The organism is Aquamicrobium sp. YD-1-mutant5 (assembly GCF_059509755.1).
The window spans coordinates 44,240-71,096 of the sequence record NZ_JCAKKP010000019.1 but is presented as its reverse complement, the minus strand read 5'-3'; the positions used below and the strand labels follow the sequence as shown (position 1 = coordinate 71,096).

Annotated in this window: 26 protein-coding genes and 1 pseudogene; 13 read left to right on the top strand and 14 right to left on the bottom strand. The window is 59.7% G+C overall.

Annotation, left to right across the window (positions count from 1 at the left end; genetic code table 11):
• Nucleotides 1–132 precede the first annotated feature (132 nt).
• The 8 genes and pseudogenes from AC5XE7_RS18615 to pcaD all read right to left on the bottom strand — a co-directional run bounded on the left by AC5XE7_RS18615 (nucleotide 133) and on the right by pcaD (nucleotide 5,344).
• Nucleotides 133–399 carry a hypothetical protein gene (locus AC5XE7_RS18615; protein ID WP_495367155.1) on the bottom strand — a complete coding sequence of 89 codons (267 nt, stop codon included), beginning with the start codon at nucleotides 397–399 and terminating at the stop codon, nucleotides 133–135.
• 201 nt (nucleotides 400–600) lie between these two features.
• Nucleotides 601–1,086 carry an IS1595 family transposase gene (locus AC5XE7_RS18610; protein WP_495367154.1) on the bottom strand — a complete coding sequence of 162 codons (486 nt, stop codon included), beginning with the start codon at nucleotides 1,084–1,086 and terminating at the stop codon, nucleotides 601–603.
• Nucleotides 1,087–1,193: 107 nt separating this feature from the next.
• A pseudogene (locus AC5XE7_RS18605) lies at nucleotides 1,194–1,583 on the bottom strand (transposase); the annotation flags it as partial.
• A 136-nt stretch (nucleotides 1,584–1,719) separates the two neighbouring features.
• Complete coding sequence (locus AC5XE7_RS18600) at nucleotides 1,720–2,772, bottom strand: 3-carboxy-cis,cis-muconate cycloisomerase (protein WP_495367153.1); 1,053 nt, start codon at nucleotides 2,770–2,772, stop codon at nucleotides 1,720–1,722.
• 3 nt (nucleotides 2,773–2,775) lie between these two features.
• Nucleotides 2,776–3,393 (bottom strand): protocatechuate 3,4-dioxygenase subunit alpha, encoded by a 618-nt coding sequence (pcaG, locus tag AC5XE7_RS18595; protein WP_495367152.1) that lies wholly within the window; start codon nucleotides 3,391–3,393, stop codon nucleotides 2,776–2,778.
• A complete protein-coding gene (pcaH, locus tag AC5XE7_RS18590) occupies nucleotides 3,393–4,148 on the bottom strand; it encodes a protocatechuate 3,4-dioxygenase subunit beta (RefSeq protein WP_495367151.1) in 756 nt (251 codons plus the stop codon). Before pcaH ends, pcaG begins: the two co-directional genes overlap by 1 nt.
• Nucleotides 4,138–4,545 (bottom strand): 4-carboxymuconolactone decarboxylase, encoded by a 408-nt coding sequence (pcaC, locus tag AC5XE7_RS18585; protein ID WP_495367150.1) that lies wholly within the window; start codon nucleotides 4,543–4,545, stop codon nucleotides 4,138–4,140. The genes pcaH and pcaC overlap by 11 nt, the downstream gene beginning before the upstream one ends.
• Nucleotides 4,538–5,344 carry a 3-oxoadipate enol-lactonase gene (gene pcaD, locus AC5XE7_RS18580; protein WP_495367149.1) on the bottom strand — a complete coding sequence of 269 codons (807 nt, stop codon included), beginning with the start codon at nucleotides 5,342–5,344 and terminating at the stop codon, nucleotides 4,538–4,540. Before pcaD ends, pcaC begins: the two co-directional genes overlap by 8 nt.
• Before the next feature lie 93 nt (nucleotides 5,345–5,437).
• Between pcaD and pcaQ the strand changes: the two genes are divergently transcribed.
• Nucleotides 5,438–6,355 carry a pca operon transcription factor PcaQ gene (pcaQ, locus tag AC5XE7_RS18575; protein WP_495367148.1) on the top strand — a complete coding sequence of 306 codons (918 nt, stop codon included), beginning with the start codon at nucleotides 5,438–5,440 and terminating at the stop codon, nucleotides 6,353–6,355.
• Between the two features lie 42 nt (nucleotides 6,356–6,397).
• Here the strand turns inward: pcaQ and AC5XE7_RS18570 are convergent, their stop codons facing one another.
• From AC5XE7_RS18570 to AC5XE7_RS18560, 3 genes are all read right to left on the bottom strand, one after another.
• Nucleotides 6,398–7,177, bottom strand: coding sequence for an IclR family transcriptional regulator (locus AC5XE7_RS18570; protein WP_495367147.1), 780 nt, complete (start codon nucleotides 7,175–7,177; stop codon nucleotides 6,398–6,400).
• 86 nt (nucleotides 7,178–7,263) lie between these two features.
• The gene (locus AC5XE7_RS18565) at nucleotides 7,264–10,632 is read right to left on the bottom strand and encodes a hydantoinase B/oxoprolinase family protein (protein WP_495367146.1); all 3,369 of its coding nucleotides are present in this window, start codon (nucleotides 10,630–10,632) and stop codon (nucleotides 7,264–7,266) included.
• On the bottom strand, nucleotides 10,629–11,129 hold the full coding sequence (locus AC5XE7_RS18560) for an ureidoglycolate lyase (RefSeq protein ID WP_495367145.1): 501 nt from the start codon (nucleotides 11,127–11,129) through the stop codon (nucleotides 10,629–10,631). The genes AC5XE7_RS18565 and AC5XE7_RS18560 overlap by 4 nt, the downstream gene beginning before the upstream one ends.
• 226 nt (nucleotides 11,130–11,355) lie before the next feature.
• Here AC5XE7_RS18560 and AC5XE7_RS18555 point away from each other — a divergent pair, with 226 nt between their 5' ends.
• The 7 genes from AC5XE7_RS18555 (at nucleotide 11,356) to AC5XE7_RS18525 (ending at nucleotide 18,394) form a co-directional block, all read left to right on the top strand.
• A complete protein-coding gene (locus AC5XE7_RS18555) occupies nucleotides 11,356–12,150 on the top strand; it encodes a creatininase family protein (protein ID WP_495367144.1) in 795 nt (264 codons plus the stop codon).
• On the top strand, nucleotides 12,147–13,445 hold the full coding sequence (locus AC5XE7_RS18550) for a cytosine deaminase (protein WP_495367143.1): 1,299 nt from the start codon (nucleotides 12,147–12,149) through the stop codon (nucleotides 13,443–13,445). Before AC5XE7_RS18555 ends, AC5XE7_RS18550 begins: the two co-directional genes overlap by 4 nt.
• The gene (locus AC5XE7_RS18545; RefSeq protein ID WP_495367142.1) at nucleotides 13,442–14,833 is read left to right on the top strand and encodes an FAD-binding oxidoreductase; all 1,392 of its coding nucleotides are present in this window, start codon (nucleotides 13,442–13,444) and stop codon (nucleotides 14,831–14,833) included. Before AC5XE7_RS18550 ends, AC5XE7_RS18545 begins: the two co-directional genes overlap by 4 nt.
• Nucleotides 14,834–14,896: 63 nt before the next feature.
• Entirely contained in the window at nucleotides 14,897–16,144 is a 1,248-nt protein-coding gene (locus AC5XE7_RS18540; protein WP_495367141.1) for an NAD(P)/FAD-dependent oxidoreductase, read from the top strand.
• A 49-nt stretch (nucleotides 16,145–16,193) separates the two neighbouring features.
• The gene (locus AC5XE7_RS18535) at nucleotides 16,194–16,994 is read left to right on the top strand and encodes an ABC transporter ATP-binding protein (protein WP_495367140.1); all 801 of its coding nucleotides are present in this window, start codon (nucleotides 16,194–16,196) and stop codon (nucleotides 16,992–16,994) included.
• A 59-nt stretch (nucleotides 16,995–17,053) separates the two neighbouring features.
• The gene (locus tag AC5XE7_RS18530) at nucleotides 17,054–17,902 is read left to right on the top strand and encodes an ABC transporter permease (RefSeq protein ID WP_495367139.1); all 849 of its coding nucleotides are present in this window, start codon (nucleotides 17,054–17,056) and stop codon (nucleotides 17,900–17,902) included.
• A gap of 99 nt (nucleotides 17,903–18,001) precedes the next feature.
• Nucleotides 18,002–18,394 (top strand): RidA family protein, encoded by a 393-nt coding sequence (locus AC5XE7_RS18525; RefSeq protein ID WP_495367138.1) that lies wholly within the window; start codon nucleotides 18,002–18,004, stop codon nucleotides 18,392–18,394.
• 107 nt (nucleotides 18,395–18,501) lie between these two features.
• Here the strand turns inward: AC5XE7_RS18525 and AC5XE7_RS18520 are convergent, their stop codons facing one another.
• Complete coding sequence (locus AC5XE7_RS18520; RefSeq protein WP_495367137.1) at nucleotides 18,502–19,848, bottom strand: aromatic ring-hydroxylating dioxygenase subunit alpha; 1,347 nt, start codon at nucleotides 19,846–19,848, stop codon at nucleotides 18,502–18,504.
• A gap of 321 nt (nucleotides 19,849–20,169) precedes the next feature.
• Between AC5XE7_RS18520 and AC5XE7_RS18515 the strand changes: the two genes are divergently transcribed.
• The 5 genes from AC5XE7_RS18515 to AC5XE7_RS18495 all read left to right on the top strand — a co-directional run bounded on the left by AC5XE7_RS18515 (nucleotide 20,170) and on the right by AC5XE7_RS18495 (nucleotide 25,216).
• A complete protein-coding gene (locus tag AC5XE7_RS18515; protein WP_495367160.1) occupies nucleotides 20,170–20,490 on the top strand; it encodes a 2Fe-2S iron-sulfur cluster-binding protein in 321 nt (106 codons plus the stop codon).
• Nucleotides 20,487–21,707 (top strand): NAD(P)/FAD-dependent oxidoreductase, encoded by a 1,221-nt coding sequence (locus AC5XE7_RS18510; RefSeq protein WP_495367136.1) that lies wholly within the window; start codon nucleotides 20,487–20,489, stop codon nucleotides 21,705–21,707. The genes AC5XE7_RS18515 and AC5XE7_RS18510 overlap by 4 nt, the downstream gene beginning before the upstream one ends.
• A gap of 96 nt (nucleotides 21,708–21,803) precedes the next feature.
• A complete protein-coding gene (locus AC5XE7_RS18505; protein ID WP_495367135.1) occupies nucleotides 21,804–23,270 on the top strand; it encodes a glutamine synthetase family protein in 1,467 nt (488 codons plus the stop codon).
• A gap of 450 nt (nucleotides 23,271–23,720) precedes the next feature.
• Nucleotides 23,721–24,875 carry a hypothetical protein gene (locus AC5XE7_RS18500; RefSeq protein ID WP_495367134.1) on the top strand — a complete coding sequence of 385 codons (1,155 nt, stop codon included), beginning with the start codon at nucleotides 23,721–23,723 and terminating at the stop codon, nucleotides 24,873–24,875.
• Between the two features lie 152 nt (nucleotides 24,876–25,027).
• Nucleotides 25,028–25,216 (top strand): hypothetical protein, encoded by a 189-nt coding sequence (locus tag AC5XE7_RS18495; RefSeq protein WP_495367133.1) that lies wholly within the window; start codon nucleotides 25,028–25,030, stop codon nucleotides 25,214–25,216.
• On the opposite strand, the gene AC5XE7_RS18490 is transcribed toward AC5XE7_RS18495, so the two are convergent.
• Both AC5XE7_RS18490 and AC5XE7_RS18485 read right to left on the bottom strand, forming a co-directional pair.
• Nucleotides 25,194–25,997, bottom strand: a complete 804-nt coding sequence (locus AC5XE7_RS18490) for an amino acid ABC transporter ATP-binding protein (protein ID WP_495367132.1) — start codon at nucleotides 25,995–25,997, stop codon at nucleotides 25,194–25,196. The genes AC5XE7_RS18495 and AC5XE7_RS18490 overlap by 23 nt on opposite strands.
• Entirely contained in the window at nucleotides 25,994–26,827 is an 834-nt protein-coding gene (locus tag AC5XE7_RS18485) for an amino acid ABC transporter permease (protein WP_495367159.1), read from the bottom strand. Before AC5XE7_RS18485 ends, AC5XE7_RS18490 begins: the two co-directional genes overlap by 4 nt.
• Between the last annotated feature and the right edge of the window lie 30 nt (nucleotides 26,828–26,857).

Sequence of the window (26,857 nt, the reverse complement as noted above, 5' to 3'; positions counted from 1 at the left end):
CCGTGCCACAACGGGAAGTACGGCGATATGCGCGCCATCTGGCACTCGCTCAGCAGAAACAAATCACCCATCACGGCCTCCTTCAGCAAAGACCGTGAATCACAGATCAAACCAAATTAATAGGTCCTGAGCCTAGGCGCCATAGTTCTTGACGCGATCCCTGTACGCAGTGGTGACTTCACCGCTGGCCCATATGAGAAGTCGCGGGTCTGCCATGTAAAGTGAGTGCAATTTTTCGTAGAGAGAACGGCGTTCCGATATGGGCGTGGCGACGAGCTGGCTCACCAGCTGCCGGGCTTCGGCATTGTTCCATACTTTTGATACGTCAGCGGCGCGCATGCCCGTGAACCGATCAAAGGTCAGCGCAGAATCCAACGTAATGGCATAGTTGAATGTCATAAGGTCGTACTCGCCGCCAAAAATATTTGGTAATGCCTATCCGATCTGGACCGGATTGGTGTCGATCAGTTGGATGTTTGTGGTCTTAAAGAGCTTGATGATCAAGGGTTTGATGTCCTCGTCAGGGTGATTGAAGCGGTAGCAGGTTTCGCCGAGATAGAGATGGAAGAACTTTTTGGGCACGCCGCGGTAAGGGTATAGTCAGTTCTTGGCATATGACCAGAAGCCCTCGATGCCGTTGATGTGGTCGTGGCCGAGCGGCCGTCCCTTCTCCTTGCGGATGACGACATGGTCGCCGCGCATGCGCAAGGTGGCATAGGCCTGCCACTCGTCGGTGTAGTAGAGCGAGCCCTCGCGGCTCTCGGCCTGGATCACCTTCATGATGGAGGCGCGGTCATGGGCGGGGATCGGCTGGGTTTTCACCAGGCCGTTGCGCTTGATGATGCCGAAGACGATGACCTTGCCGGCCGCGCCCCAGCCGCGCTTGCCTTTCCGAGCGCCGCCGAAGGTGGTTTCGTCGCATTCGAGGCTGCCCTCGAACGGCCCGCGCAGTTGCTCGGCATGGGCCATCGCCGTTCGGATCAGCCGGTAGAACCGTTCCGTCGCAGGGCGGCCCGCCACCAGCGAGAAGCGCTGGCGGTAGACCGGCACGCCCCAGACGAAGTGCTGGACCAGTTCCGTCTTCACGCGGCTGTCGAGGCGGGAGGCGTCCCACAGAAATCGCAGTCGCCAGCGCTTCCCGCAGCGGCGGCATTTCAGACGGCCGTCCGAAAGACGCCAGCTCCAGCCAAACCCACATTCAGGGCATCCTGACATGGCCAAATCCTCAACGATTTGGTCCAACTTCGATAGGCATTACCTTTTTTAAGAAGCCGCAGTTCCAGCGCCTGCTCGGCGAGGACTTCCTTGCGCAGCACCTTCACCTCGTTGCTGGTCGCAGGGCGCGCCGTGTCTCCGGCCAGCCGCTTCTTGCCGGCTTCCAGGAACTCCTTCGACCAGTTGTAATACAGGCTCTCGGCGATCCCCTCGCGCCGGCAAAGCGTGGCGATCGATTCCTCACCGCGAAGGCCTTCCAGCACAATGCGGATCTTCTCCTCCGCACCATACTGCTTGCGGGTCGCGCGGCGGCTGTCCTTGATGGCCTGTTGCGAAGGCGCTTTCTCTGTTCCGGATTTCTGCCTCATCTTCGCTCCTTTGAAAGGCTACGATGAACCAGAAATTCTCCGCTCTCAGTTAAGCCAATTTGGTCCCATCAGCGCTGACGTCGGACATTATCATGGGTCGGTCACGTCGCCGTATTCCACGCCCAGCACGGGTGACCTATGCGCCCACAGTCGTGATCTGCTTCGTCAACTCGTTGGCAAGTCGTAATGCGGCGACAGCGGCAGCAACCATTTGCGGCAGCAGCAACCATTCGAGAGTCCAGGCGGCTCCCGAACGCTCCTGCTCGTGAACCAGCGCCTGATGCATGCCGGCAAGCTGCGTTGCGTTGAACCGCGCCAGCGTCACGAGCGCCTCGGCTGCCACGGGATTCTGCTTGTGCGGCATTGCAGAGGAACTGCCGCCGCTGCTGAGTTCGATCTCGCCACCCGTTTGTGCCATGAGGGCGATATCCTGACCGAACTTCCCAAGGCTACCTGTGATGAGGGAGAGCACATTGGCGAAATCGGCAAGGCGGTCACGCTGACTGTGCCATTGTGGAGCATCCGCCAGCCCCAGCCTTGCCGCCAGAGCAGCGCGGACGGCCGCAGCTTTGTCTCCGAGCTTTTCCAGCGTGCCTGCAGCTCCCCCAAACTGCACGACGAACAGTTCTTTACGCTGTTCACGCAGATGGTGGCGATGTCGTACCAGCGGCTCGCGCCAGGTACGAGTGCGGTCGGCGACCGTGTTCGCGATCGCAACCTGCATACGTGTCCGGCCCATCAGATGCCGGTTGCCGAATTGCGCCTCAATAACCTCAAGACGTGCGATTATTTCGGCCAGTCCCGCATCAATCTGCGCGACCACTGGCTTGAGACGCACTATCAGCCCGGTGTCGATCACGTCCTGGCTGGTCGCGCCAAAATGTACGTCGGCATCGTATGGCTTTTCTACAGCGGATCGAATCTGGCGAACCAGTTCAGGGACCACAACTCCGTCGCGCGCCGTGCCTGCTTTGAGCCCGGCAATATCCGGAGCAAACGCGTGAAGCGCCGATACGATTGCCTTCGCGGCCTCGGGGCGAAGAACTCCCGCTTCCGCTTCCGCTTCGGCCAGCGCCCGCTCGAAATCGAGCATCGCTGCAATTTCGGCATCGGTAGAAAATTGCGACGAAGTCAGCTCGTCACCGAGCAGACCAGACAGGAAGGGATGGTCGAAGGGAGATACAGCCATGGCTCACATATCGAAGAAGACGGTTTCCTTCTCCCCCTGGAGATGGATGTCGAAGATATAGGTCCCATCGCTCTGGCGTTCGGCGATCAGCGTCGGGACGCGTACACGATGCTCAATGCGGGCGAGCACCGGGTCTTCACCGTTGGCCTTTTCCTCATCGGAAAAATACATGCGTGTATGCAGGCCTATATTGATGCCGCGCGCAACGATCCAGAACGTGATATGCGGCGCCTGTCTGCGGCCATCCCTGAAAGGCACGCGGCCGGGCTTGATCGTCTCGAAGACGCATTCCCCCGTCTCCATGTCGGTAGCGGCGCGGCCCCAGCCGGCAAAATTCGGGTCGGCACTGCCGCGTATCTCCGATGGCGAATTGTAGAGGCCGTCAGCGTCTGCCTGCCAGATTTCGATCAACGCATCCTTCAGAAGCGTTTCGGTGCCGTCGAAGACCCGCGCGCGGATACGGATCTGTTCACCCCGGGTCTTGTCGTTGATCATCGATGCGCCGAGATCGTGATCGTAGACACCGGTGATGCCGCAGAAATTCGGCGTCAGGCCGATATGAACATAAGGTCCGGCGGTTTGTGACGCGCTTTCCTTGAGGCGATCGAGTGACTGCGCCATCAGTTGCCCTCCAACCTGTTCTCAAACAGCGATGACCGACGGCCGCGCAACACGATGTCGAACTTGTAGGCGCGTGCATCCATAGGGATTGTTGCCTCCCGATCAAGGGCAGCAGTCAGCCCGTTGATGGCGGCCGGATCGTTGATCGTCCTGACGATCGGGCACTGCCAGATCATCGGGTCGCCCTCGAAATACATCTGGGTGATCAGCCGCTGCGCGAAACCATGCCCGAAGACCGAGAAGTGGATGTGCGCAGGGCGCCAGTCATTGACCCCGTTTGGCCAGGGATAGGGCCCGGGCTGGACCGTGCGGAAAGCATAGCCGCCGTCTTCATCGGTAATGGCGCGGCCGCAGCCGCCAAAATTCGGATCGAGGGCGGCGATGTAGCCCTCCTTCTTGTGACGATAGCGACCGCTGGCATTGGCCTGCCAGAATTCCAGCAATGCGCCGGGAACAGCTTTGCCCCGCTCATCAAGCACGCGGCCATAAACAATGATGCGCGGGCCGATGGCGCTCTCGCCCGGCCTGGCGAAGTTGTGGATCAGGTCGTTGTCGAGCTCGCCCAGAATATTATGGCCGAATACCGGACCGGTGATCTCCGATACAGTGCTGTCGAGCGACAGCAGCGCCTTCTGCGGCGAACGCAGGATTGAGGTCTTGTAGGCTGGCGTGAACGGTGCCGGATGCCATGCGCGGTCGCGCTGGTAAAAGGCACTCGTCTCCGTCTTTCTGTTCGACACAGAATCAACGCCCATTGTTTTCTCCTCCGGCGTCCATTTCGGCAAAAACCTGTTTGGCAAGCTTGATTGCCTGGTTGGCGGCTGGCACGCCTGCATAAATCGCGACATGCAGGAAAGCCTCGCAAATATCTTCTCGTGTCGCACCGGTATTGGCGGTAGCGCGCACATGCATGGCAACCTCCTCGTCATGGCCGAGCGCCGCGAGCAGGGCCAGCGTTACCATCGAACGCTCGCGCTTTGTCCATCCGGGTCGCGACCAAACGCTGCCCCAGGCAGCTTCCGTGATCAATTGCTGAAAAGGGCGATCAAAATCCGTGGATGCGCTGTCGGCGCGATCGACATGTGTATCGCCCAGAACTGAACGCCTGACGGCCTGTCCTTCGGTGAATCTGCTTGAATTCGGCTCACCCAATTTTCTTTTCTCCAGAGCTGGAAAGAAAATCGCGGATAAGCCCGGTGAGCGCTTCCGGTTGCTCGATGCAAGGAATGTGGCCGCACTCCGCGATGATTTCGAAGCGTGAGCCGGCGACGAGATCGGCGGTGCTGCGCACCATGTCAGGGGGCGTCGAACCATCCTGGGCGCCAACCACGCACAGGGTCGGGACGGAGATGTTTTTCGCGATCGCGGTATAGTCGGCGTCGCGCAGGGCGGCGCAGGTGCCGGCGTAACCGGCTGCGGGCTGCCGGACCAGCATGTTGCGGTAGCCGGCAAGCTCGCCCTTGCGGCTGGCATGGAAGGCCGGCGTGAACCAGCGCTCAAGCACGGCATCGGCCAGAGGCTCTATGCCCTGTGCCTCGATGGTGGCGATACGTGCTTCCCACATCTCTGCATTGCCAATCTTATGGGCGGTGTCGCAAAGAATGAGCGCCCGCACCAGATCGGGGCGGCTCGCATAAAGTCCCTGTGCAACAAGCCCTCCCACCGACAGGCCGCAAATGACCGCGTTGCTGACCTTGAGGTGGTCGAGCAACCTGGCCAGATCGCGGACATGATCCTCGATCGAGTAAGGCGAGGCGCCAACGTCCGACAGACCGTGGCCGCGTTTGTCATAGGTCACTATGGGATAATCGCCGGCGAGCCGAACGATGACATCACGCCAGATACGGAAGTCGGTGCCGAGGGAATTGACGAAAACGATAACCGGCTTTTCCGCCGGAGCGCCGATCAGCTGATAATGTAACGTGATGTCGCCGGTGTCGATGAACTGCACTGTTTTTCTCCTCGCTGCGACAATGGAGTAGATGTTTGGTTTCGTAAAATGATATTCCGTGGCCTTCTCTTAACCTACAGGTTATGGAAAGGCATGAAGGAAAAGCGTGTCAGGTTTCGTCATCTCCACACCTTGCTGGAGATTACCCGCCAGAAAAGCGTGGCAAAGGCGGCGCACGTGCTGAACGTCAGCCAGCCGGCGGTAACCAAGACAATTCGCGAACTGGAAGGAGTGCTCGGCGTCGCGTTGCTGGAGCGAGACGGCCGCGGGATCAAGACCACGCATATCGGCGAGGTTTTTGTAAAACACGCTGGTCTGGCCATCACCGCCCTGAAGCAGGGTATCGATTCCGTTGCGCATTCCGGTGCCGGAGACGGGCCCCCAATCCGCATCGGTACCTTGCCCACCGTTTCGGTGCGCATCATGCCGCACGCCATAAAGCTGTTTCTGAAGGAAAACACCGGGGCGTCTATCGAGATCGTCACGGGTGAAAACTCCGTACTGCTCGAACAGCTTCGGGTCGGCGAGCTTGATCTGGTTGTCGGCCGGCTGGCCGCGCCTGAAGAAATGACCGGCTTTTTCTTCGAGCACCTCTATTCGGAGCAGGTGTTGTTTGTGGTCAGGGCAGGACATCCGCTGCTTGGTGAGACCGGCGACCTGTTTGAGCAGATGGACGAATTCCCGGTGCTCATGCCGACGCGTGGTTCGATCATCCGGCCCTTTGTCGAGCGCTTTTTTATCACCAATGGCGTTTCAGCGATCCCGACCCAAATCGAAACTGTGTCGGATTCTTTCGGCCGGGCTTTCCTGCGTGAAAGCGATGCAGTGTGGATCACCTCCGCCGGCGTGGTAGCCCACGACATCGACGCGGGCGTGCTTGTCCCATTACCTGTCGATACCATCGAGACCAAAGGTCCGGTCGGCCTGACCATGCGAACGGACACTCCCGCCTCAACTGCGTTTACAACCCTGCTCAAGACGATCCGCGTGGTTGCAGCTTCGGTACGATGATGAAAGCACCGCTTCAGGGTCGTCGGTGGTCGGTGGCTGGTGTCAGAACACGGCGCCGATGTCGTTGCTGCAGCGCGACAGCGTCGTTATCAGCTTGTCGTGAAGCTGCTTCTCGTCATATTGGCCTTGAGGGAAAATGATCGCCACCGCGCCGACGACCTGTGACGTGCGACCCAGAACCGGCAGGGCCAGAGAGCTTACGCCTTCTACATATTCCGACTCGGAAAACGAAAAACCGCTGAGACGGATAGCGTTGAGCAGGTCGGTATAGCCGTTACGCTCGACCATGGTATGCGGCGTGTAGGGCGCAAGGCCCAGCCGGTCGAGCAGCGCATCGCGCTCTGGTTTGTCGAGGAAAGCGAGGATGGCCCGGCCGATGGCGGTTGGCGCCAGCGGAACCCGACTGCCGACAGTGACCATGTTGAGGGTGAAGCGGCTGGGGACGAAGGCATGGGCAACATAGACGGCTTCGTCTCCGTCGAGCATGGCGAAGGAGACGGATTCGCCGATCTCGTGTGAGGCGGAACGCAACACCGGCTGGATGACTTGCGGGATGCTGCGTGTTTCCATGAAACCGCGCGTCAAGCGCAACACGCGCGGCGTCAGCTGGTAGCGGCCGCGATCATGTGAGACGAACCCTAACTGTTCGAGTGTGCGCACGAGGCGTCGTGTGACGGCGCGGTTCAGGTCGACCTTATTGGCTATTTCCGAGATGGTCAGTTCGCTGTTGCGACCTTCAAAGGCCAGCAGGACAGACAATCCCTTTCCAAATGTCAGTGAGACTTCTTTGTCTTCCTTGTCGAGCAGATCATAAAGATTCATGGCGTCACAAAATCCAGCGGCATCGTTACGGAAACCAGCGTTATTTTCGCATCGGTGGTACCCGGTTCGATGCACTCATTTGGCGATCATAATGGCATTTCCGCCGCCGCGATGCCATAGCCTGCGCCTCCGCAACTCTCCACGATCAAACGGTCTCCGGCGTTGAGGACAGGGACGGAGCGGGTGGCGAGATTTTCTACAGATCCATCGCTGCGGATTATGGTGGCTGCGGACGGGCGCGGCGAGCCTCCACCCAGAAATCCGGGCGGCACAGAGTGGAAACGCTCGCCACGCAGCGACACCTGAATGCCGTCCTGCAACGCAAGATAGCTGCGCTTTATGCCGTCGCCGCCACGGAATTGCCCCCGGCCGCCCGAGCCACGACGGATCGCAGCCTCCAGAAGGCGCACCGGAATTTGCGATTCCAGTGCTTCGCCGGGCATGTTCATGGCGTTGCCGACATCGGTGGAAATGCCGGGTGCACCGTGGCGGTCGGGACCTGCGCCCGCGCCGCCGGCGATGATCTCGGTGACAATGAAGCGGACGCCATCCGCGTCGACGCCAGAGAAGGCAAGTACGTAGGACATACCTGAATTGGCTGCCGGCATCTTCGCAGGCAGGGCCTTGGCCAGCGCCTGCAACAGCGCGGAGGTGGTGGCCCGCACAATGCCCATACGTGCGTTGACGGCTGCTGGCGGCGAGGCATTGATAGCGCAGCCTTGCGGCAGGTCCAGAATGATGCAGCGCACGACGCCGCCATTGCGGAACACGGTTGAACCCAGCGCACTGAGCAGGCTGTAGAACGAAGCGGCGAACGGGCCGGAGCGGACGCAGTTGATGGGTGCCGCAACCTGCGGGGAAGTGCCGTCGAAATCGGCGTGCAGCTTTCCATTCGTACAAGACAGCGACAGATTGATGGTGACGGGCGGCAGGCCCGGCGTCGGGTCAAGACTTTCGTTTGCGGCATGCGGGCCAGGGTTCATGGCTGCGATTGCAATACGTGCCAGTTCTTCGCCCCTGGCAAGGCACCGGGCGATACCTTCGAGCAGCATTTCGGGTCCGCATTCGCGGGTCAGCGCCTGTAACGATTGCGTGGCATGGGCAGCCGCGCGGATCTGGGAGCCGAGATCCCCCAGAACGGTCTCTGGTGCGCGCGAATTGGCGTGAATCAGTTCGACGATCCGGCGGTCGATCTGGCCGTTACGTCCCATCAGCATCGGCGGCAGCCGCAGCCCTTCCTGAAATATTTCCACGGCATCCGGGGGCACCGAACCCGCGCGCATACCGCCTATGTCCTGATGATGCAGGATGGTTGCAGCAAAACCGATCAACCGGCCCCCGGCAAAAATGGGGCTCACCACTGTGAGGTCAGGCAGATGCGTGCCGCCAAGGAAAGGGTCATTCATCAGATAGAGGTCGCCGTCGCGCATGTCCTGTACGGGGAAGCGGGCGATGATCGCGCGGGTTGATCCTTCCAGTGCGCCGAGCAGGAGCGGGATCGCTTCCGACAATGCGATCAGCTCGCCATCGACCGACAGCAGCGCCGCGGCTGCGTCATTGCCCTCGCGCACGACGGCGGATACGGCGGTACGAAACAGGGTTTCCTGCATAGATTGAGCGATGGCGTTGAGGCGCATCTGGAGCGTTTCAATGCGCATTGGAGCGGTTTCCGTGCTGCGCTGGAAACGGAAGAAACGGTCCGTATGGCATTCCTGCCATTGAGCCGGTGGTTTCGGGGCAGTGTGCTGTGAGCCGGCATATGCGACGGGTTCTGCCGGAATAGGTTCGAGGCTGCGGCGAGCGATGGAAAATACATAACCGGGTTCGCGTGACACCGTGCCGAAACGCTCCAGATGAAACGCATCGAAGGCGGCGCGCACATCCGCAACTGTCGGTGCTGCGGATGGCAGTATCAGCTCAACGGGGTGCATGAAGGCGTTGGGCGCGAGTGACACTGCGATCCGGGTATCAGACCTGATCTTCTGCGTGTTTTCCGCAAAGTCCACCAGATCGGCTGGACGGAGCTGGTCGAGCGGGCGATTGAGGCAGCGCACTTCTTCATCGAGACAGCGCGCGTGTAGCAGGCCGAGCGCACCCGCGACGGCGCTGTTGTGGCCAATGATTACTTCATGCGCACCGGTGCGTTCTGCAATGTCGCAGCCGAGCACCTGACCAAGCCCGCCAGAGGCTATGAGAGCGCTGGCTGCGGGGTCGATGTTGCGTGCCGCCGCGTAGCGGATGACAGCCTGCGCGATGCGATCGGCGGCAGCGTCGCGGATCTTCCTGCACAAGATTTCGACATCGAGACCGGCCTGATGCGCTGTGCGCGCGAGGCGCTCATGGCTACCCGGAGCAAGAGCTTCCGGCACGCGTCCAAGACCGATCAGCGCGTCGGTGACAGTGGGCGCATCGATGGCTGCTTCCGAGCCGAAAGCAGGCTCAGGAGCAAGACCCGCAAGGCGTGCGCCGCCGCCCAGTGCAATGCTTTCAATGTCGGCCATCGCAATGCGCAGCGGCACTGTGGCGACGATACCATGCGTCGTGGCGCCTGCGCCTGTAGTTGTAAGGGCAACGATATCGGTGCTGGTCGAGCCGATGTCGATGGCAATCGCTCCGGACAGGTCCGCCGCCTTCATCAGCCGCGTCGCGGTCAATGTCGCGGCGGCAGGTCCGCCGAGGATCATCGAGGTGACGTGGCGCTCTGAGGCGGCCGGATTTTGAAGATGGCCACGCGATTCGGCAAACAGGAGCCGGCCCGCAAAGCCGTTGTCGCGCAGGCTGCTCTCAAGAGTGGCGAGGATAGCATGCTGCGATGGAACAAGGGCCGCTTCAAGGCAGGCGGAAACGGTGCGCTCATATTCGCGCGCATAGGGATCGACTTTATGAGACAGTACGACAGGCAGCTCCGGCACGGTTTCGGCAAGGACCGTGGCGCAGGCGCTTTCATGTGCTGGATCGAGATGTGAGAACAGGAAGCAGACTGCGATCGCCCGCGCGCCGGCGCGCTGGAGAGACAAGGCGGCATCACGAATCTGACCGAGCGCCAGAGGTTCGATTTCATGCCCGCTCGGGCTGAGCCTGCCATCGATTTCGTGGATGGCATCCGGGCTCACGAGAAAATGTGGCGAGGGCGAGCGCGCGACGGGATCGTAGAGATCAATCCGGTTCTGGCGTGCCAGCGCCAGCGTGTCGGCAAAGCCGCGCGTCGTGAGGAGGCCGATCTTCGCTGTTTTGCGTTCCAGGATGAGGTTGAGGGCCCCCGTAGAACCGATGCGGATCTCGTCAAGCGCTGTCAGCGGCATGGACCAGTGTGCGCAGGCATGAGTGATGGCATCCAGGATTTCAGCGCCCGAAGTGCCGCCTTGGCGCTGCTGTTTCAGAATATGGACAAGGCCTCCGGCATCAAGCGCCAGGTCGATCGTCGACGCGCCGATATCGATGCCGAGACGGTTCATCGCGGCAACTCCTGAAGCGGCAGAGCAAAGGGCTGCGGCAGCTGCAGGAATTCGACGTCGGTGCCGCCGCGCGTGCGCCACATTGTCGACGCGAACAGACCTTGCCGCTCAAGCGAGATGATGCCGTGATGCCAGACGCCGGGCTTGTAGATAACGACATCGTCGGGCGCGGCGACAAAGGCGCGAACCTTGCCGCCTTGCGCCGGATGAGCATCCCAGACAATGACGAGATAGGACTGCCCCGACATGGGCACGAACATCTGCGAAGTGTGTTCATGACGTTCGGCAACGCTGATCCGCAGCGGATCGTCAGCGGGGCGGACATCGTAGAAGTCCAGTGCCAGATCGAGCGCCTGCTCATCATGCGTCATTTCGGCGGGGGATTTGCTCAGCAGCACCGAGCCGTCGCGAATGGTTCTGGTCATGCCGGCACCGGAACGGCCGACATGGCCGAATTCCATGAAGCTGTTGTGGTTGAGGCGCTCAAAGTAAATCACAGGAAAATTCCAGAAATTCGTTTATCGAACAAATGATCTATTATCATAACAAGAAGCTGGCCTGCCCTGTCAATTGTTTCGGATTCCGCATCTGATGCAATCGTGCAAGGCAGTTTGTGCTGGAGTTTTCCTCGTTTCAACGGAGCGGGGCGAGACAATAGGTGTTGACCTCGTTCAGCAATCTTGTCATGTTTAGCGAACAGTTGCTCGATAATCGGATTACTATATGGCGTGGCACCTTTGGAGCGAATTGCGGGCCGACCAGCTTTCCGCCCTCGTCAATGACGAGACCGTGGCGCTGCTGCCGGTTGGCGCCATTGAGCAGCACGGACCGCATCTGCCGCTATCGGTGGATGCCACGCTGGCCGAGGGTATGGCGCTGGAAGCGGTAAAGCGAGTCAGGGATGCGACGGTGCTGCTTCTGCCGACCCTGAGCGTAGCCAAGTCGGATGAACATGCCGGATTTCCCGGTGTCCTGACCCTCGACGCGTCGACATTGCAGGCGGTGCTGACCCAGATCGGCGAGAGTGTAGCGCAATCCGGTGTGCGGCGCCTTGTGTTTCTCAACGCACATGGCGGTAATGTTCCGGTCTTGCAGATCGTGGCGCGCGCGCTGCGACTGAAGGCGCAGATGCTGTGTGTATCCGCTGGCTGGATGAGCATGGGCTATCCGCCCGATCTTTTGCCGGAAAATGAAGCCCGCGACGGCATCCATGGCGGCTTTGTAGAAACTGCCGCTATGCTGCATTTCCGCAGTGATCTCGTGGCAATTGAGCGGGCAAAGAACTTCGTTCCGAGTTCTGGCGCGGTTGCCGAATCCAATGAGGTGTTGCGGCTGATGGGGCCTGTTTCGGCCGGCTGGATCATGGCCGATCTGAACAGTGAGGGCGCTGCCGGCAATGCTGCGCTGGCCACGGCTGAGGCCGGACGCGCCATCGTCGAGCACGCGGCCGCACGCTACGCAACGTTGCTGGAAGAAGTGGCGCGTCACCAAATCACATTTGGTCTCGCGGCCCGATGAGCGTTCGGCCGCCAACCGACATCCGGCAAGGCTGGTATACGCGAGCCCGGGTTCCGGCCGAGCTGGTTCACGGGCTACATCGGCACGATACCGATGCAGGTGATGGATTGGCACTCGTTGATTTTGCCATCACGCATGACGGTAAGGTGAGTGCTGAACCTGCTGGGGGGCCGCGTTTCGATCTGGGCGAACGGCTGGTTCTGCCAACCTTCGTGGATTCTCATGTCCATCTCGACAAGGCTTTCATCTTACACCGCACCGGGCTGCCGAAAGGTGGTCTGCTGGATGCGGTGAAACTGGTGGGTGCTGATGCTGCCAACTGGACCGGGGAAGACCTCGAAGACCGCATGACACGGGCGCTCGAGCGCGCTTATGCCAATGGCACATCGGCCATGCGTACGCATCTCGACACACCGGCCATGCCGCATGAAAGCATTCAGTGGACGACATTCGACCGGGTGCGGACGCGGTGGGCGGGCCGCATCGCGCTGCAGGCCGTGGCGCTGATGGCGCTCGACCGCGTCGAGCATGCCGAATTTGCAGAGCGTTGCCGCCAGATCACCGGTCTTAACGGTGTTCTGGGCGCATTCATCGTGCCGGGAACGGCTACGCCTGAACGGCTGGACGCCTTGTTCGCTCACGCCGCCGCAGCGGGAGTGGATGTCGATTTTCATGTCGACGAGACGCTTGATCCGGCAGCCAATGCAATCGAACTGATCTGCGACAGCGTGTTGCGGACGGGGTTTATCGGGACGGTGGTGGCCGGGCATTGCTGTTCGCTCAGCTCCAGGGGCGATGCCGACCGCGACCGGATTATCGACAAGATCGCTCAGGCAGGGGTGCATATAGTGTCGTTGCCGCATTCCAATCTGTTCCTGCAGGACCGCACTGTCGGGGCCACACCGAAGCGGCGCGGCATCACACAGGTGCGCGAATTGCGTGCGCGTGGTGCCAGCGTGCATTTTGCCTCCGACAACGTGCGGGATCCCTTCTGTCCCTATGGGGATTTCGACATGATCGATGTGATGCGCTCGGCGATCCGAGTGGCTCATCTGGATGTCGATGTCGGCGCATGGATAACGGCTCAGATGCAGGGCGCTGCCGGCGCCTGCGGCTTCCGGGGGCATGGACAAATCGCGGTGGGAAGGCCCGCCGATCTCATACTGTTGGACGCGGGCGACTGGCATGATCTGTTCAGCCGCCCGTTCGTTGACCGTGTCGTGCTGCGTAACGGAGTACCGTTGCCGGCAACAACGAGCGGTTTGCGCGATTTTTTCGGGGTTGGAAATTCATGACAGCTAATATTGAGGCTTGCCGTGAGGCGCTGGCGCATCTCGATGTCGACTGCAACGTCAAAACGGTGCAGCAGAAGAGCCGGGACTTCTACTGGTACAGCCCTATCCTGAAAGAGCAACTGGGCCATATCACAGCTGATTTCGTCGTCGCGCCGCGTAATGAGGAGGAGGTCGTCGAAGTGCTTGCTGCTTGTTTCAGGCACAATGTGCCGGTGACCACCCGCGGCGCGGGCACCGGCAATTATGGCCAGGCAATGCCGCTGTTCGGCGGCGTCGTTCTGCATACGAAACACCTCAGCAATATGGTGGCAATCGAGGACGATCATTTCATCGCGCAGGGCGGTGCCGTGATCGAGCATATCGAGACGTCATTGCGGGCAGTCGGCAAGGAAATCCGCCTGTTTCCATCCACCATGAGTTCGGCGACGATCGGGGGGTTCGTGGCTGGAGGGTCGAGCGGCGTCGGCGCCATTCGCTGGGGCGGATTGCGCAACCCCGCCAATATCCGCCGCCTGAGGCTGGCGACGATGGAAGAGACGCCGCGCGTGCTTGACCTGGTGGGCGAGGACATCAGCAAGGCGGCGCATGCCTATGGTGTAAACGGCGTCATTCTCGAAGTGGAGATGCCGGCGGACCCGTCGACCGAATGGGTCGACGTGATGGTGGGTGTCGACAGTTTCGAGAATTCCGGCCGGCTGGCCCTGCTGATCGGCGAGGATGCTTCGATCGACAAGCGGATGCTGTCGAATTTCGAAGCGCCGATCCCGATGAGCTATTTCCTGCGTCATCGCCGGTTCTTCGTCGAAGGCGAGGCGCTTCTTGCCGTAACCGTATCGCGCGCGACGATTGACCGGCTGGTCGAAGTGATTGACGGCTATGAGGGCGCCAGAGTTGCGTTGCGATATGACCAGCTCGAAGACGGTTTGAAACTACCCGCGGCGTTCGAACTGGCATGGAACCACACTACATTGCGTGCCTTGCGCGTCGATCCGACGATTACCTATCTGCAAATGTTGGTGCCCCGGCCGGTGATGTTTGAAAAGCAGGCGCAGGTGAAGGAGCGCTTTGGCGACGAAGTGCTGCTGCACTATGAATTCACCCGCTTTGATGGGGTTGTTGCGCCGGTCGCGCTGCCCATCGTGCGCCATACGACCAATGCGCGATTGGAAGAGATCATCCATATTCTCGAACAGGAACTCGGCCTTCCGGTGTTCAATCCGCACCGCGTCACGCTGGAGGAAGGCGGGATGAAGAAGACCAATCCGGTGCAGCTTGAGTTCAAGAAGCAAGCCGATCCGAAAGGATTGCTCAATCCGGGCAAGATGATCGCGTGGGATAGCCCGGACTGGGTTCCGGTGGCCGGCAAGACTTATCTGTTTGCCGAATAGGAGCGCCCGCATCGCGTGGGAGTACCTGCAACTCATGCTCCATGAACTGGAAGAAATGTCGAGATGACTGGTCAAAGCGGACACGTAACGATCATCGGCGCCGGCATTGTCGGCGTCAGCTGCGCGGCGTTTCTGCAGCGGCAGGGTTATGGGGTGACGATCATCGATCGTCTGAAACCGGGCCTCGGCACGTCGTTTGGCAATGCCGGATCGGTGTCGCCGAGCGCCATCCTGCCGGTGGCGATGCCCGGCATGATGAAGAAGATCCCCCGATGGCTGCTCGATCCGCTCGGGCCATTGACGATCCGCTGGTCCTATCTGCCGTTCGTCATGCCATGGTTGCTGCGCTTTCTGCACCATGCCAGCCGCGACGAATGCGTGCGTGTTGCCACCGCCATGCGTTCGCTCATGGAAACGGTGTTCGACGATTACAGCGAAATTCTCGAAGGCGACACATTCCGTCATCTGATCCGGCGCAATGGTTGCCTCTATGTCTATGACAGCAGGCAGGAGCTGGCATCGGCGCAATGGTCGCTGGATCTCCGCCGCAAGCTTGGCGCACAGATGGAGGAGATTGGCGAAAGTGATATTCGCCAGCTTGAACCGGCGCTGAACCGGCGTTTTCAGCATGGCATTTTCGCACCCGACAACGGTTCGACGATCGATCCGCATCTCCTGGTCAGGGCAATCGCCGATCAGGTCCGGGCCAATGGCGGCACAATCCTGCAGGCGGAGGTGAAGGATGTCGAGATCGGTCCGCAAGGGCCTGTCGCATTGCAGACGACGCAGGGCAGAATTCCTGTCGACCGCCTCGTGCTGGCAGCGGGCGCATGGTCGGGCAAGCTCGCGCGCAAGCTCGGCAGCAAGGTGCCGCTGGAAACGCAGCGCGGTTATCACGTGACCTATGCGCAGCCGGATATCGAGGTCAGCCGCACGGTCATGTGGAACACCCGCAGCGTGTTCGTGAATCCGATGGATTGTGGGTTGCGCATCGCCGGAACGGTCGAACTGGCCGGACTGGAGGCTGCGCCCAACTATGCGCGCGCCGACCGGCTCACCGAGATCGCGGTGGAGATGTTCCCTGATCTCAACACGGCGAAGACGTCGAAATGGATGGGGCACAGGCCATGTCTGCCGGACAGTCTTCCCGTGATTGATCGGTCACCGAGATACCAAAATACGGTTTTCGCCTTCGGGCATCAGCATGTCGGCATTTGTTCGGGCGGGCCTACAGGCCGTCACGTCGCTAATCTTGTGAGCGGCCGTCCGGCAACCATCGATTTATCGCCATTTTCGGCAAATCGGTTCTAGGCGGTGTTATTGCCCAACCGGCGATGAGGATTTTCACGGAGGAGAGTTGATGACGGTTTCAGCAGAAGCGCCAGAACCGGCAGGAATGGAACAGTTGGAGGCAGGGGGACCGGCAGCACTGACCTTCGATAAAGTCAGCATGCGGTTTCCCGATGGGACGCAGGCAATCGGTGAGGTGTCGCTGACGATAAAGGCCGGCGAATTCGTGTCGATAGTGGGACCATCGGGTTGCGGCAAGTCGACTCTTCTCAAAATTGCGTCGGGCCTGTTTCCGCAGACCACCGGCACGGTGACTGTGGATCGCAGTCATCTGGGCTACACATTTCAGGACGCAACGCTGCTGCCGTGGCGCAAGATTCTGGGCAATGTGGAGTTGCTGATGGAACTGCGGGGCTATCCGGCAGAAGAACGCCGCCGCATCGCGCTGGAGCAGATCAGCATGGTCGGGCTCGACGGCTTTGCAGACCATTATCCCAAGCGTCTGTCGGGTGGGATGCGGATGCGTGCGTCTCTGGCGCGCTCGCTGTCGCTCAATCCGACGGTGTTTATGTTCGACGAGCCCTTCGGGGCCCTCGACGAAATCACCCGCGAAAGGCTCAATGACGAGCTGATTTCGCTTTACATGCGCAAGGGCTTTACCGGCCTTTTCATCACCCACTCGATTTCGGAAGCCGTCTATCTGTCGAGCCGGGTAATCGTGATGTCGCGACGGCCCGGAGCAATCCTCAACGTCTACGACATTCCATTTGGCTTTCCGCGCTCGCCGGAATTGCGGTACGATCCAGCCTTTACCGATCTTTGCGGTGAAATCTCGGTGTCGCTGCGCGAAGCCACGGAGGGCAGGGCATGATTATTGCGTCTCCCACCGCCAAGCCTATAAATTCCGGAGCAGGCTCCATGTCCGAGACAATGCCGACCATGACCACGACAACTTATCAGCCGGTGCCGTTCTCCACACCGCGCGGCCCGCTGACGCAAATGGCGATGGTCGTTATTCCGCCGCTGGTCGTGTTTGCCCTGTTCCTCGTGCTTTACAGCTGGGTGCGCAGCGGGCTTGAGGAGCACAGGCAGTTTCTGATGCCCAGCGGTACGGAACTGTGGAATAATGCGTTTGCGTTGCCGGAGGTGCGCTATGAGCTGCTGACACGTGCGCTGACCACCATCGGTATCGCTCTGATGGGGCTTGCTGTGTCGATTCCGATCGGAATCCTTTTGGCGGTTATCATGTTCCGTGCAGTGATCCTGGAGCGCGCTCTGTTTCCAAACATCGTCGCGATGCAGTCGATCCCGACGCTGGCGATTATTCCGCTGATCCAGACAGCCCTTGGCTTCGGCATGCTGCCCAAGGTGCTGATCGTCGCCAAGTTCACTTTGTTTGCCATCCCGATCACCCTGCTTCTGGGCCTCAAGAGCGTCGATCGCGGCATTATCGACCTGTTCCGGCTGCAGGGGGCACGCTGGCACACCATCCTGTTCAAAGCGTGCTTCCCATCTGCGGCGCCATCGCTTTTTGCCGGCCTGCGCATTGCAGCCAGCCTTGCGGTCATAAGTGCGATTGTGTCTGAACTGTTCTTCCTCGCCGGTCGCGGCGGTCTGGGCCAGATGATCATCAATTCCAAGATCGATTTCAAGTATGAGCAGATGTATGCGGGCCTCATCACGGCGACCCTTTTGTCAGTGAGCGTTTACATCCTCTTCACCTGGCTCGGGAACCGGTTTTTCGCCCACTGGCATGAATCGGGCGCGCCGCAGACCTGAGTTTGGCCCCATAGTATGAAATGTGGGCGGCCCTGCTTGTCAGGGCCGCCGTTTTTTTGCTGATTGATACAGACGTACGAACCTGATGAAGGAAACAGCATGACCCAGCCGATCAACCCGACAGCCTTGTCGGCGCCGTTGTCGAATTACAGCCATGCGATGCTGGTGCCCGCGGGCGCCAAGCTGCTGGTCTGTTCCGGTCAGCTCGGCGCGCACGCTGACGGCACAATCCCGGCCGGCGCAGAGGCGCAGGCGCGTATCTGTTTCGACAATGTTCGCGCGCTGCTCGCCGAAGCCGGTATGGACTTTGGCGATGTCGTGCGTATCAACGCGTATGTCACGGGGCGCGAACACATGGCGCCCTATATGGATGTGCGCAACGAATTGTTTGCAGAAAGGCCATGGCCGGCCTCGACGCTGCTGATAGTCAGCGGATTTTCAAAGCCGGAATTCGTGGTCGAGGTCGAGGTGATCGCTGCCAGAGCCGGGTAGGGCACGACGGCCCGGCACCCCCGCTCCTGCCAGGAAGGGGAAGGCTTGAAGCAGAACAGCCGCGCAGAATTTGCGCGGCTGTTCTTTTTTGACACCTCTCCACGCACTTACATATGCGGCAGCTTCAGGGCGATTTCCTCAGGTATCGGCGCGGCCCATGGAGCGGAGCGGCGGCGTTTGACGTCGACTTCCATCCAGTAGATCTCCCAGCCGCGTGTCGGCCCGATCCCGTCCATTGTTGCCGGGCCCTGGATAGAGCGTGCATGGGCCTCATCAAGGAACAACAGTGGTTTGCCGCCATTGGCAGCCTTTTCGATCTCCTGACGGAGCAGACGGCGATACTGAACGATCGCCTTGTCGGAGGTGCCGAGGTGCTCGCGGGTGCGGTCCTGGATAGCGCCCATCGATTCGACCGCCCACTGGTCATGGACATTGATGTCGAGGCCCATGCCCGTATAGGTCGAGGTAGACTGCTCATGCGGGTCGAAGCCGTAATCGTTGGTTTTGTTGCGGCGCGACGTGTAGTGCGGCAGTTCATAAAGCTGCAGGCGCTGCTCGCGCATCTTTTTCTTGTCGACTGGCTCATTGTAGCTGGTGAAGATCGCGTACCAGTAGCAGTTTTCGTCATCCACGGGCACGTGCCACTGAGTGATCGTCATCTCGGCACTCATCGGGATGACGAAGCCGTGCGGAAACAGTTGATTGGTGACGCGCACATGGGTGCGCTCTTCATCGATCTGGCGCAGCGCTATCAGGCGCAACCCGTATTCGGTGCGCTCAACATTGATGATCGGACGATCATATTCGCGCAGGATCTTGGTCATCGGCAGGTCGCTGTCGGCTGAGGCGGCACGGAACTGCTTGCCATAGGATTCGGACGTATCTTCGTCTTCGAAAAAGCGATGCAGGAACGAGGCGTGTGCCGGGTCAATGCCGACTTCGAGCGCCTGCAGCCAGTTGCAGTTGATCAGACCCTTGAAAGCGAATGTATGAGTGCCCGGAGCGATGAAGCAGTCCAGCTCGGGAAACGCCGGCGGTTCGTCCCCACCCAGATAGGCCCAGAGAATGCCGCTCTTCTCGACGACCGGATAGGCACGCTGCTTGATATTCCTGCACAGGTTCGAATTTTCCGGCTCGGCCGGGGTCTCCAGACAATTGCCCTCCACGTCGAACAGCCAGCCATGGAACGAGCAGCGCAGACCGCCATTTTCAAGACGGCCGAATGCCAGATCGGCACCGCGATGCGCGCAATCGCGATCGACCAGACCGTAACGGCCCTGCTCGTCGCGGAAGAGAACGAAATTCTCGCCGAGCAACCGGACCGGAACGATCGGGCGGTTGCCCTCCAGCTCGTCGACCAACGCGGCCGGCTGCCAGTATTTGCGCATCAGCTTTCCCGCAGGCGCGGTGGGACCGATCCGGGTAATCAGATCGTTCTGCTCTTGGCTCATCATGGCTTTGTCTCTCCCTATAACCGCGCCACGGCATCAGATTGATGCGACTTCCCAGCCCACGCGCTGTTGCTATTCACAGATCTGAGCGTTGAATTGTCGCTTGATCGATAATCGACCGTATGTACGATTATAAGTGATAATTTTGAGTCATCAAGGCCAAACTGATGCGCTCTCTGCGCTCCTCGTATGGCAATCGCGTACGAAACTCACACTTTCGGCGGGGATTCTCATTGACAGTGCCCCAGGTTCTATGAATGTTGTGATCGATAAGTGATATTAAGTTCGTTAATCGACCAGTTGGAGCATCGTGTGAGCGAAACGATCACCATCAAATTCCGGAACGGCAACAGTGAACCCGTCGAAGTGCAGGCGCGTGCGGGCGTGAGCGTCATGGAAGCAGCCGTCATGAACAATATCAGCGGTATCGAGGCAGAGTGCGGTGGCGCCTGCATCTGCGCTACCTGTCATGTCTATTGCGATCAGATGGATGAAGGCGTGCTGCCTGAAATGTCTTCCGAAGAGGATGACATGCTTGATATGGCCTCCGCAGAACGCCGTGCCGGAAGCCGGCTGTGCTGCCAGTTGCGCGTGAGTGACAAGCTGGAGGGGGCATTGTTCACCATTCCGGAAAGCCAGTTTTGAAAGCCGCAGTCGTCGTCGGCGCCTCGCATAGCGGCGTGCAGGCCGCCGCCTCGCTGCGTCAGGCCGGGTGGCAGGAGCCCATCATTCTGCTGTCGGCGGAAGCCGACTATCCGTACCACCGGCCGCCCTTGTCGAAAGCCTATCTCGCGGGCGAGAAGGATAAGGATCAGCTTTTTTTGCGGGCGCCCGCCTTCTATCGCGATCAGGGTATTGAATTGCGGCTGGGAGATCCCGTCACCGGGGTCGATCTGCAGGCGAAAAAGCTGCGCAGCGCGTCGGGCGTCACGGACTTCTCGAAGCTGATCCTGGCAACAGGATCGCGAGCGCGCTCGCTGCCGCTGACCGGAACGGATGCAAAGGGGGTTTTCACTCTGCGCTCAATCAGCGATGCGCAGGCGTTGCGCTCTGCCATGGCGACAGCGTCGAGCGTGGTCGTCATCGGCGGTGGCTTCATCGGTCTCGAATTTGCTTCCACTGCGGTCAGGCACGGACTGCCGGTCACGGTGCTGGAAACCCAGCCGCGACTGTTGTCGCGCTCCCTGCCAGCAGCTCTGGCGGACTATCTGCGTGACTACCATATTGCCAAGGGAGTCAAGTTCAGCTTCGCCAGCCAGATCGAGGCGCTGGACGTAGAGCAAGGCGCGATCTGTGGCGTGCGCCTCGCTGACGGAACACGTCTTGCCGCCGATCTGGTGCTGGTCGGTATTGGCGGTCAGGCAGAGACCGGGCTGGCTCAGTCTATGGGGCTTGAACTGACAGCCGGTGGTATTCACGTCGACGCGCACGGGCAGACAAACGTGCCAGATGTCTATGCACTGGGTGACGTCGCGGCGTTTAAAAATGCTTATGCGAACGCGGCGATGCGTCTTGAATCCGTGCAGAATGCGGTCGATCAGGCGAAATCGGCGGCAACCCATATCGTTGGCGGCAACGCGCCGCTGAATGCGGTACCGTGGTTCTGGACCGACCAGTACGAGCTGAAGGTGCAGATGGCGGGTCTGGCGAAGGCCGGCTGCCGCGAGATTGTGCGCGGTGATCCGGCGAGCGGTTCTTTCACCATCCTGCAGATGGAGGGCGACCGTCTGGTCGCCTCCTATACCGTCAACCGTGCCGCGGATCACATGGCATCGCGCAAGCTGATCGGGGAGAGCCTTGCCGTGGATGTGGCGCAGGCGGCCGATGTTTCGGTGCCGCTGTTGCGCGCGGTGAAAGGCTGACCGGACGTGGCCCGTCCGGCATAGCCGATAGGATCTCACGCAATCACCAAAATGCAGGTTCGGATTGAACCGCCAATGAACGGCCAGAGGGAACAAATGGACAAGTCGGCACACGCTTGGAGTCTGCGAAACGGGTTGGTGGAAGCCTGCGGTCTGCTCAGCGATGATCAGTTTGCGCTTGCCGAGGAGGTTCTGTCGCAAATCAGAACTTTAGGACTGGAAACCGTGAGGCTGGTCTTTGCCGACCAGCATGGCGTTCTGCGCGGCAAGACGATCGTCGCCGACAAGGTGGATTCGCTGTTTCGCAATGGCATGGCAATCACCTCGACCTTGCTCCTGAAAGATACCTCGCACCGTACCGTCTTTTCGGTATGGGACGAGGACGCAAAGGCAGGTGCGGGCGAGTTGACCGGTGCAGGCGATGTTCTGCTGGTGCCCGATCCGGCTACTTTCAAGGTGCTGCCATGGTCCGGGCATAGCGGCTGGCTGTTATGCGATGTGTTCTTCAAGGATGGGCGACCTTATCCGTTCAGCTCACGCGGCATCCTGCGTGACGCGGTCAACCGCCTCAGCAAGCGCGGCCTTGATCTCGTCTGCGGCCTTGAAGTCGAATTCTATGTGTTCCGGATGGATCAGGAAAACCTCGACCATGGCGATGGTGGCATGCCGGCAACTCCACCGCAGACCAGCCTGTTATCACACGGCTACCAATATCTGACCGAAACCCGCTATGACGCGCTTGAGCCGGTCGCAGACGAATTGCGCCGGGCGTGCCAGCAACTCGGGATGCCGGTGCGATCTGTCGAAGCGGAATTCGGCCCCAGTCAGTTCGAATTCACCTTCGAGCCTGATACTCCGATGAACCATGCCGATACGATGATGTTGTTTCGCTCGACGGTGAAGCAAATGTGCGCGCGCATGGGACTGCACGCCACCTTCATGTGCCGCCCGAAAGTCGAGCACGGTATGGCCAGCGGCTGGCACCTGCACCAGTCGGTCGTGGAGCGCGCCACGGGGCGCAATATGTTCATGCCGGAGCCGGGACAGGATCTGACGCCGACGGCGAGCGCGTGGATTGCCGGGCTGCTCGATCACGCCGCCGAAAGCTGTCTGCTGACGACGCCGACAGTGAACGGCTACAAGCGCTACCAGCCGTTCCAGCTGGCACCCGACCGCATCCAGTGGGGCCGCGACAACAAGGGTGCCATGATTCGTGCGCTGATTGCGCAGGGCGACAAGGCAAGCCGTATCGAAAACCGCATCGCTGAACCGGCCGCCAATCCCTATTACTATTTCGCCTCGCAGATATTGTCCGGACTGGAAGGTCTGGAGCGCGGTGCAGTCGCACCGGCACCAATCGAGAGGCCTTATGACAATGACTCGCAGATCCTTCCCAAAAGCCTGATCGCTGCGATCGAGCGCTTTGAGGGGAGCGAATTCTATCGGCGCACCATCAGCTCCGAGTTTGTGGACTATCTGATCCATATCAAGCGAGCGGAATGGGATCGTTATCTGATGACAGTCTCTGAGTGGGAGCAGAGGGAATATTTTTCATTGTTCTAGGCATCAGAAAATCCGCCTTGCCTGGGCTGGGGGATTTTCTGACGTGAGAGCCCGGGTACCATGGATGACAAGCGCAGCGTTGTCCCGGTGTTGCCCTACCGGCATAGGCCGAGAGAGTAATTGAGGACGCTGCAAAAGACAAAACCCGTCTCCTGGCGTGCATCTGTTTCTTGACCGTGGAAATCAATGGTCTGGCGATGAACGAACTTTTACTCGATAATCGGTCTTTGGAGAGGGGTTGCGAGGTGCGATGCAAGGTTCTGTGCGCGGCGACCGGGTTCTGTACGCCGTTTGGGAAAGCCCGGGCTTTCGCCTGCGCGGGCTCGGCGTTTCGACATCGCCAGCGCATTCATGTTTTTGGTGAAAGACCGGAATGTTTTCTATGGCCTTTCCGCAGCGGGAACGCTGACGATGAACTGATTTCCGCAACTATCTAAAAGGGGAACAAAAATGAAATTTCTGAGATACGCGCTGCTGGCCGGCGCTGCGGCGCTGGTGCCGACGATGGCGGCGGCTGCAGAGCCGGGTGCTCGTGCACGGCAGGCCTACACAACGCCGCTGGCCGACGTGTGCCCCAATCCTTTCATCATCCAGAAGGACTGGCTGGCGCAGGCCGAGCAGGGCGGGCTTTACAATCTGATTGGCGCTGCCGGTAAAATGGAAAGTGGCCGCTATACCGGCCCGCTGGGCAGTACCGGCATCGATCTCGTCATCCTCGAAGGTGGCGGTGGTATTGGTCTGGGTGATGGCGAGACGGCCTATTCGGCGCTGCATATGGGGAATTCGAAAGCCGGGATGCGCCCGCATCTGGGCTACCAGGAACTCGACAACGCATTCACCTTCTCAAAACGCTTCCCCGTGGTTGGTGTCATCGCACCGCTGGAAACTGCGCCTCAGGGCCTGTTCTGGGATCGCGGAACCTATCCGGATGGCTTCAGGAGCGTGGATGACCTGAAGGCCTTCGCCGCCTCCGGTAAAGGGATGATCTACATATCGACGATCCAGCGCACATTCGGTTTGTTTCTCGTCAAGTCGGGCGTACCGAAGGAAGTGTTTGTCGAAGGCTATCGTGGTGACGGTGAGAACTTTGTCACCAACAACGGCACCTGGCTCAATCAGGGCTTCGTGACCGCGGAGCCGTACATCTTCTCGACCGGTAAGAACTGGAACAAGCCGATTGATGCGGTCACGGTGGGGGAACTGGGCTACCCAAATTATACCGGCATGCTGGCAATCGCTGCTGACCGGATGGAAGAGCTTGCGCCGTGTCTGGAAAAGATTGTCCCGTTGATCCAGCAGTCGATGGTCGACTACATCGCTGATGGAAGCGAAGTGTTGCAGGTTCTGCACGAATTCAACGAAGGCGGGTTTGCCACCTCATGGTGGAAGACGCCCATGTCCGATCTTGAATTTGCCTGGAAAACGATGGGTGAGCGCATCGTGCATAATGGCAACAACAGCACTGTCGGTGATTTCGACATGGAACGCGTCGCGCATATGCTTGAAATCGTCAAGCCGTGGCTCGACGAGCGTGCGGTCGATGGGGTGACGCCGGAGATGGTGGTGACCAACCGATTCATCGACAGCTCGATCGGCTTCAAATGACCGTTGGTTGAAGGTTCTGTCGCTTACTGGGAAACAAGGCCGGGATCCGTTCCGGTCTGTCCGTCAGCCAGCGACGATGCCGGGCAGGGTGACGACCGCGCCCGGCCAAGGCTTTAAGCCGGACGTGCAGATCACCGGCGCTTGCTGCGCCGATGATTCTACTCGATCCGGTTGTTGCAGTTGTTGTTCTGCTGGCAACGGACGAAGCCGCCGCCGCGTTCGGCCAAGCACCTCTTCCAGCCAGTATGCAGCATAATCATCCATCGGTCGAGGTGACTGGCCCCGAACCTGAAGCCTTCACGTTCGGAGGTGAAGACATCAGCCGATTACGGCCGAAATGAAGGCTTTTGTGCGCGCTTCACGCGGTGATGCAAGCACCTGCGACGCGGGACCTTCCTCCACAATGACACCCCGGTCCATGAACACGACCCGGTCCGCCACTTCCCTTGCAAACCCAAGCTCATGAGTTACCACCACCATCGTCATGCCCGAATGTGCCAGCTCGCGCATGACGGCCAGAACCTCGCCGACCAGTTCAGGGTCGAGTGCCGATGTGGGTTCGTCGAACAACATGATCTTGGGGTTCATGGCGAGCGCGCGGGCTATGGCAACGCGCTGCTGCTGACCGCCCGAAAGCTGGCTTGGATAGTGCGAGGCCTTGTCGGCCAGTCCAACCCGTTCGAGAAGTTTCATTGCCCTTTCGTCCGCTTCGCGTTGAGGCGTTTTCAGAACCTGAACGGGACCTTCCGTGATGTTTTGCAGCGCTGTCATATGCGGGAACAGGTTGAAGCGCTGAAAGACCATGCCGCTTTTGAGGCGTTGTCGGATGGTCTCTTTTTCAGTCAAAGGGTAGAGTTTCGGCCCGACCTGACGGAATCCGACCAGTTCATCTTCCAACCAGATTGTGCCGTCGTTTATGTCGTGCAACTGGTTTATGCACCGCAAAAGCGTCGTTTTGCCGGATCCGGAGCCCCCGATAAGGCAAACCACTTCGCCTTTGGAAACGGTGAGCGAAACATCTTCCAGAGCGACATATTCCTGGAATTTCTTGGTGACATTGCAGATGCGCAGCAGGGGCTGGTTGCTACCGGATGTCGAAGATACAGGGGCGGAAGGGGTCATCGGGAAAGGCTCCCCTTCGCGAAGTGCCGCTCCAGCGGGATCTGAACCAATGTCAGGATGGACACCAGGATCAGGTACCAGGCGCCAGCAACGAACAGTAGCTCTACGACGCGGGCATTGGAGTAGTAGATGGTTCCGGCATTGTACATGACTTCGGAAAACTGAATGACGCTTGCCAGCGAGGTTGTCTTCACAAGCAGAATGAATTCATTGCCCAGCGGGGGTATGACCACCCGCATGGCTTGCGGCAGGACGATGCGACGCAAAGCCTTGAGGCGCGTCATGCCGATGGTCTTGGCGGCCTCGTACTGGCCTGTGTCGACTGAAAGCAGCCCGGCCCTTATGACCTCGGCAGTATATGCGCCCTGATTGAGCCCAAGCCCCAGAAGGGCGGCCCAGAACGGGCTCATGATGTCTATCATGCGCATCGACCAGACACCGGGTATTCCGACCGTAGGGAAGACCAGCGCCAGATTGTACCAAAGCATCAGCTGAAGCAGCACCGGCGTACCCCGGAACAACCAGATATAGCCGAAGGCAACCGAGCGCATAATCGGATTGTCGGAGCCGCGCATGATCGCGAAGATCGTTCCCAGAACGACGCCAATAATCATCGCCAGAACCGCAAGCAGCACGGTATTCGCGACACCCGCCAGAATGGTCGGGACGGTCATGAAGCGCCAGAAATATTCCCACTCGATCTTTCCGGTGGCGAATGCATAGCCGATCATCGCAAGAATGACGATGATAAGGGCACCGGAAATCCAGCGCCCGAACCGGGGACGTGCGACGATATGATATTGGGATATCTTACTGTAAGGCCCCGGCATTGCCGGGACCGTATTGACTGACATACGTGG

What these genes read in the sequence shown, in the direction of transcription:
- AC5XE7_RS18615 (WP_495367155.1), bottom strand. Translation starts at nt 399, where the DNA reads ATGACATTCAACTATGCCATTACGTTGGATTCTGCGCTGACCTTTGAT.
- AC5XE7_RS18600 (WP_495367153.1), bottom strand. Translation starts at nt 2,772, where the DNA reads ATGGCTGTATCTCCCTTCGACCATCCCTTCCTGTCTGGTCTGCTCGGT.
- pcaG (WP_495367152.1), bottom strand. Translation starts at nt 3,393, where the DNA reads ATGGCGCAGTCACTCGATCGCCTCAAGGAAAGCGCGTCACAAACCGCC.
- pcaH (WP_495367151.1), bottom strand. Translation starts at nt 4,148, where the DNA reads ATGGGCGTTGATTCTGTGTCGAACAGAAAGACGGAGACGAGTGCCTTT.
- pcaQ (WP_495367148.1), top strand. Translation starts at nt 5,438, where the DNA reads ATGAAGGAAAAGCGTGTCAGGTTTCGTCATCTCCACACCTTGCTGGAG.
- AC5XE7_RS18570 (WP_495367147.1), bottom strand. Translation starts at nt 7,177, where the DNA reads ATGAATCTTTATGATCTGCTCGACAAGGAAGACAAAGAAGTCTCACTG.
- AC5XE7_RS18565 (WP_495367146.1), bottom strand. Translation starts at nt 10,632, where the DNA reads ATGAACCGTCTCGGCATCGATATCGGCGCGTCGACGATCGACCTGGCG.
- AC5XE7_RS18555 (WP_495367144.1), top strand. Translation starts at nt 11,356, where the DNA reads ATGGCGTGGCACCTTTGGAGCGAATTGCGGGCCGACCAGCTTTCCGCC.
- AC5XE7_RS18550 (WP_495367143.1), top strand. Translation starts at nt 12,147, where the DNA reads ATGAGCGTTCGGCCGCCAACCGACATCCGGCAAGGCTGGTATACGCGA.
- AC5XE7_RS18545 (WP_495367142.1), top strand. Translation starts at nt 13,442, where the DNA reads ATGACAGCTAATATTGAGGCTTGCCGTGAGGCGCTGGCGCATCTCGAT.
- AC5XE7_RS18540 (WP_495367141.1), top strand. Translation starts at nt 14,897, where the DNA reads ATGACTGGTCAAAGCGGACACGTAACGATCATCGGCGCCGGCATTGTC.
- AC5XE7_RS18535 (WP_495367140.1), top strand. Translation starts at nt 16,194, where the DNA reads ATGACGGTTTCAGCAGAAGCGCCAGAACCGGCAGGAATGGAACAGTTG.
- AC5XE7_RS18530 (WP_495367139.1), top strand. Translation starts at nt 17,054, where the DNA reads ATGCCGACCATGACCACGACAACTTATCAGCCGGTGCCGTTCTCCACA.
- AC5XE7_RS18525 (WP_495367138.1), top strand. Translation starts at nt 18,002, where the DNA reads ATGACCCAGCCGATCAACCCGACAGCCTTGTCGGCGCCGTTGTCGAAT.
- AC5XE7_RS18520 (WP_495367137.1), bottom strand. Translation starts at nt 19,848, where the DNA reads ATGATGAGCCAAGAGCAGAACGATCTGATTACCCGGATCGGTCCCACC.
- AC5XE7_RS18505 (WP_495367135.1), top strand. Translation starts at nt 21,804, where the DNA reads ATGGACAAGTCGGCACACGCTTGGAGTCTGCGAAACGGGTTGGTGGAA.
- AC5XE7_RS18500 (WP_495367134.1), top strand. Translation starts at nt 23,721, where the DNA reads ATGAAATTTCTGAGATACGCGCTGCTGGCCGGCGCTGCGGCGCTGGTG.
- AC5XE7_RS18495 (WP_495367133.1), top strand. Translation starts at nt 25,028, where the DNA reads ATGATTCTACTCGATCCGGTTGTTGCAGTTGTTGTTCTGCTGGCAACG.
- AC5XE7_RS18490 (WP_495367132.1), bottom strand. Translation starts at nt 25,997, where the DNA reads ATGACCCCTTCCGCCCCTGTATCTTCGACATCCGGTAGCAACCAGCCC.
- AC5XE7_RS18485 (WP_495367159.1), bottom strand. Translation starts at nt 26,827, where the DNA reads ATGCCGGGGCCTTACAGTAAGATATCCCAATATCATATCGTCGCACGT.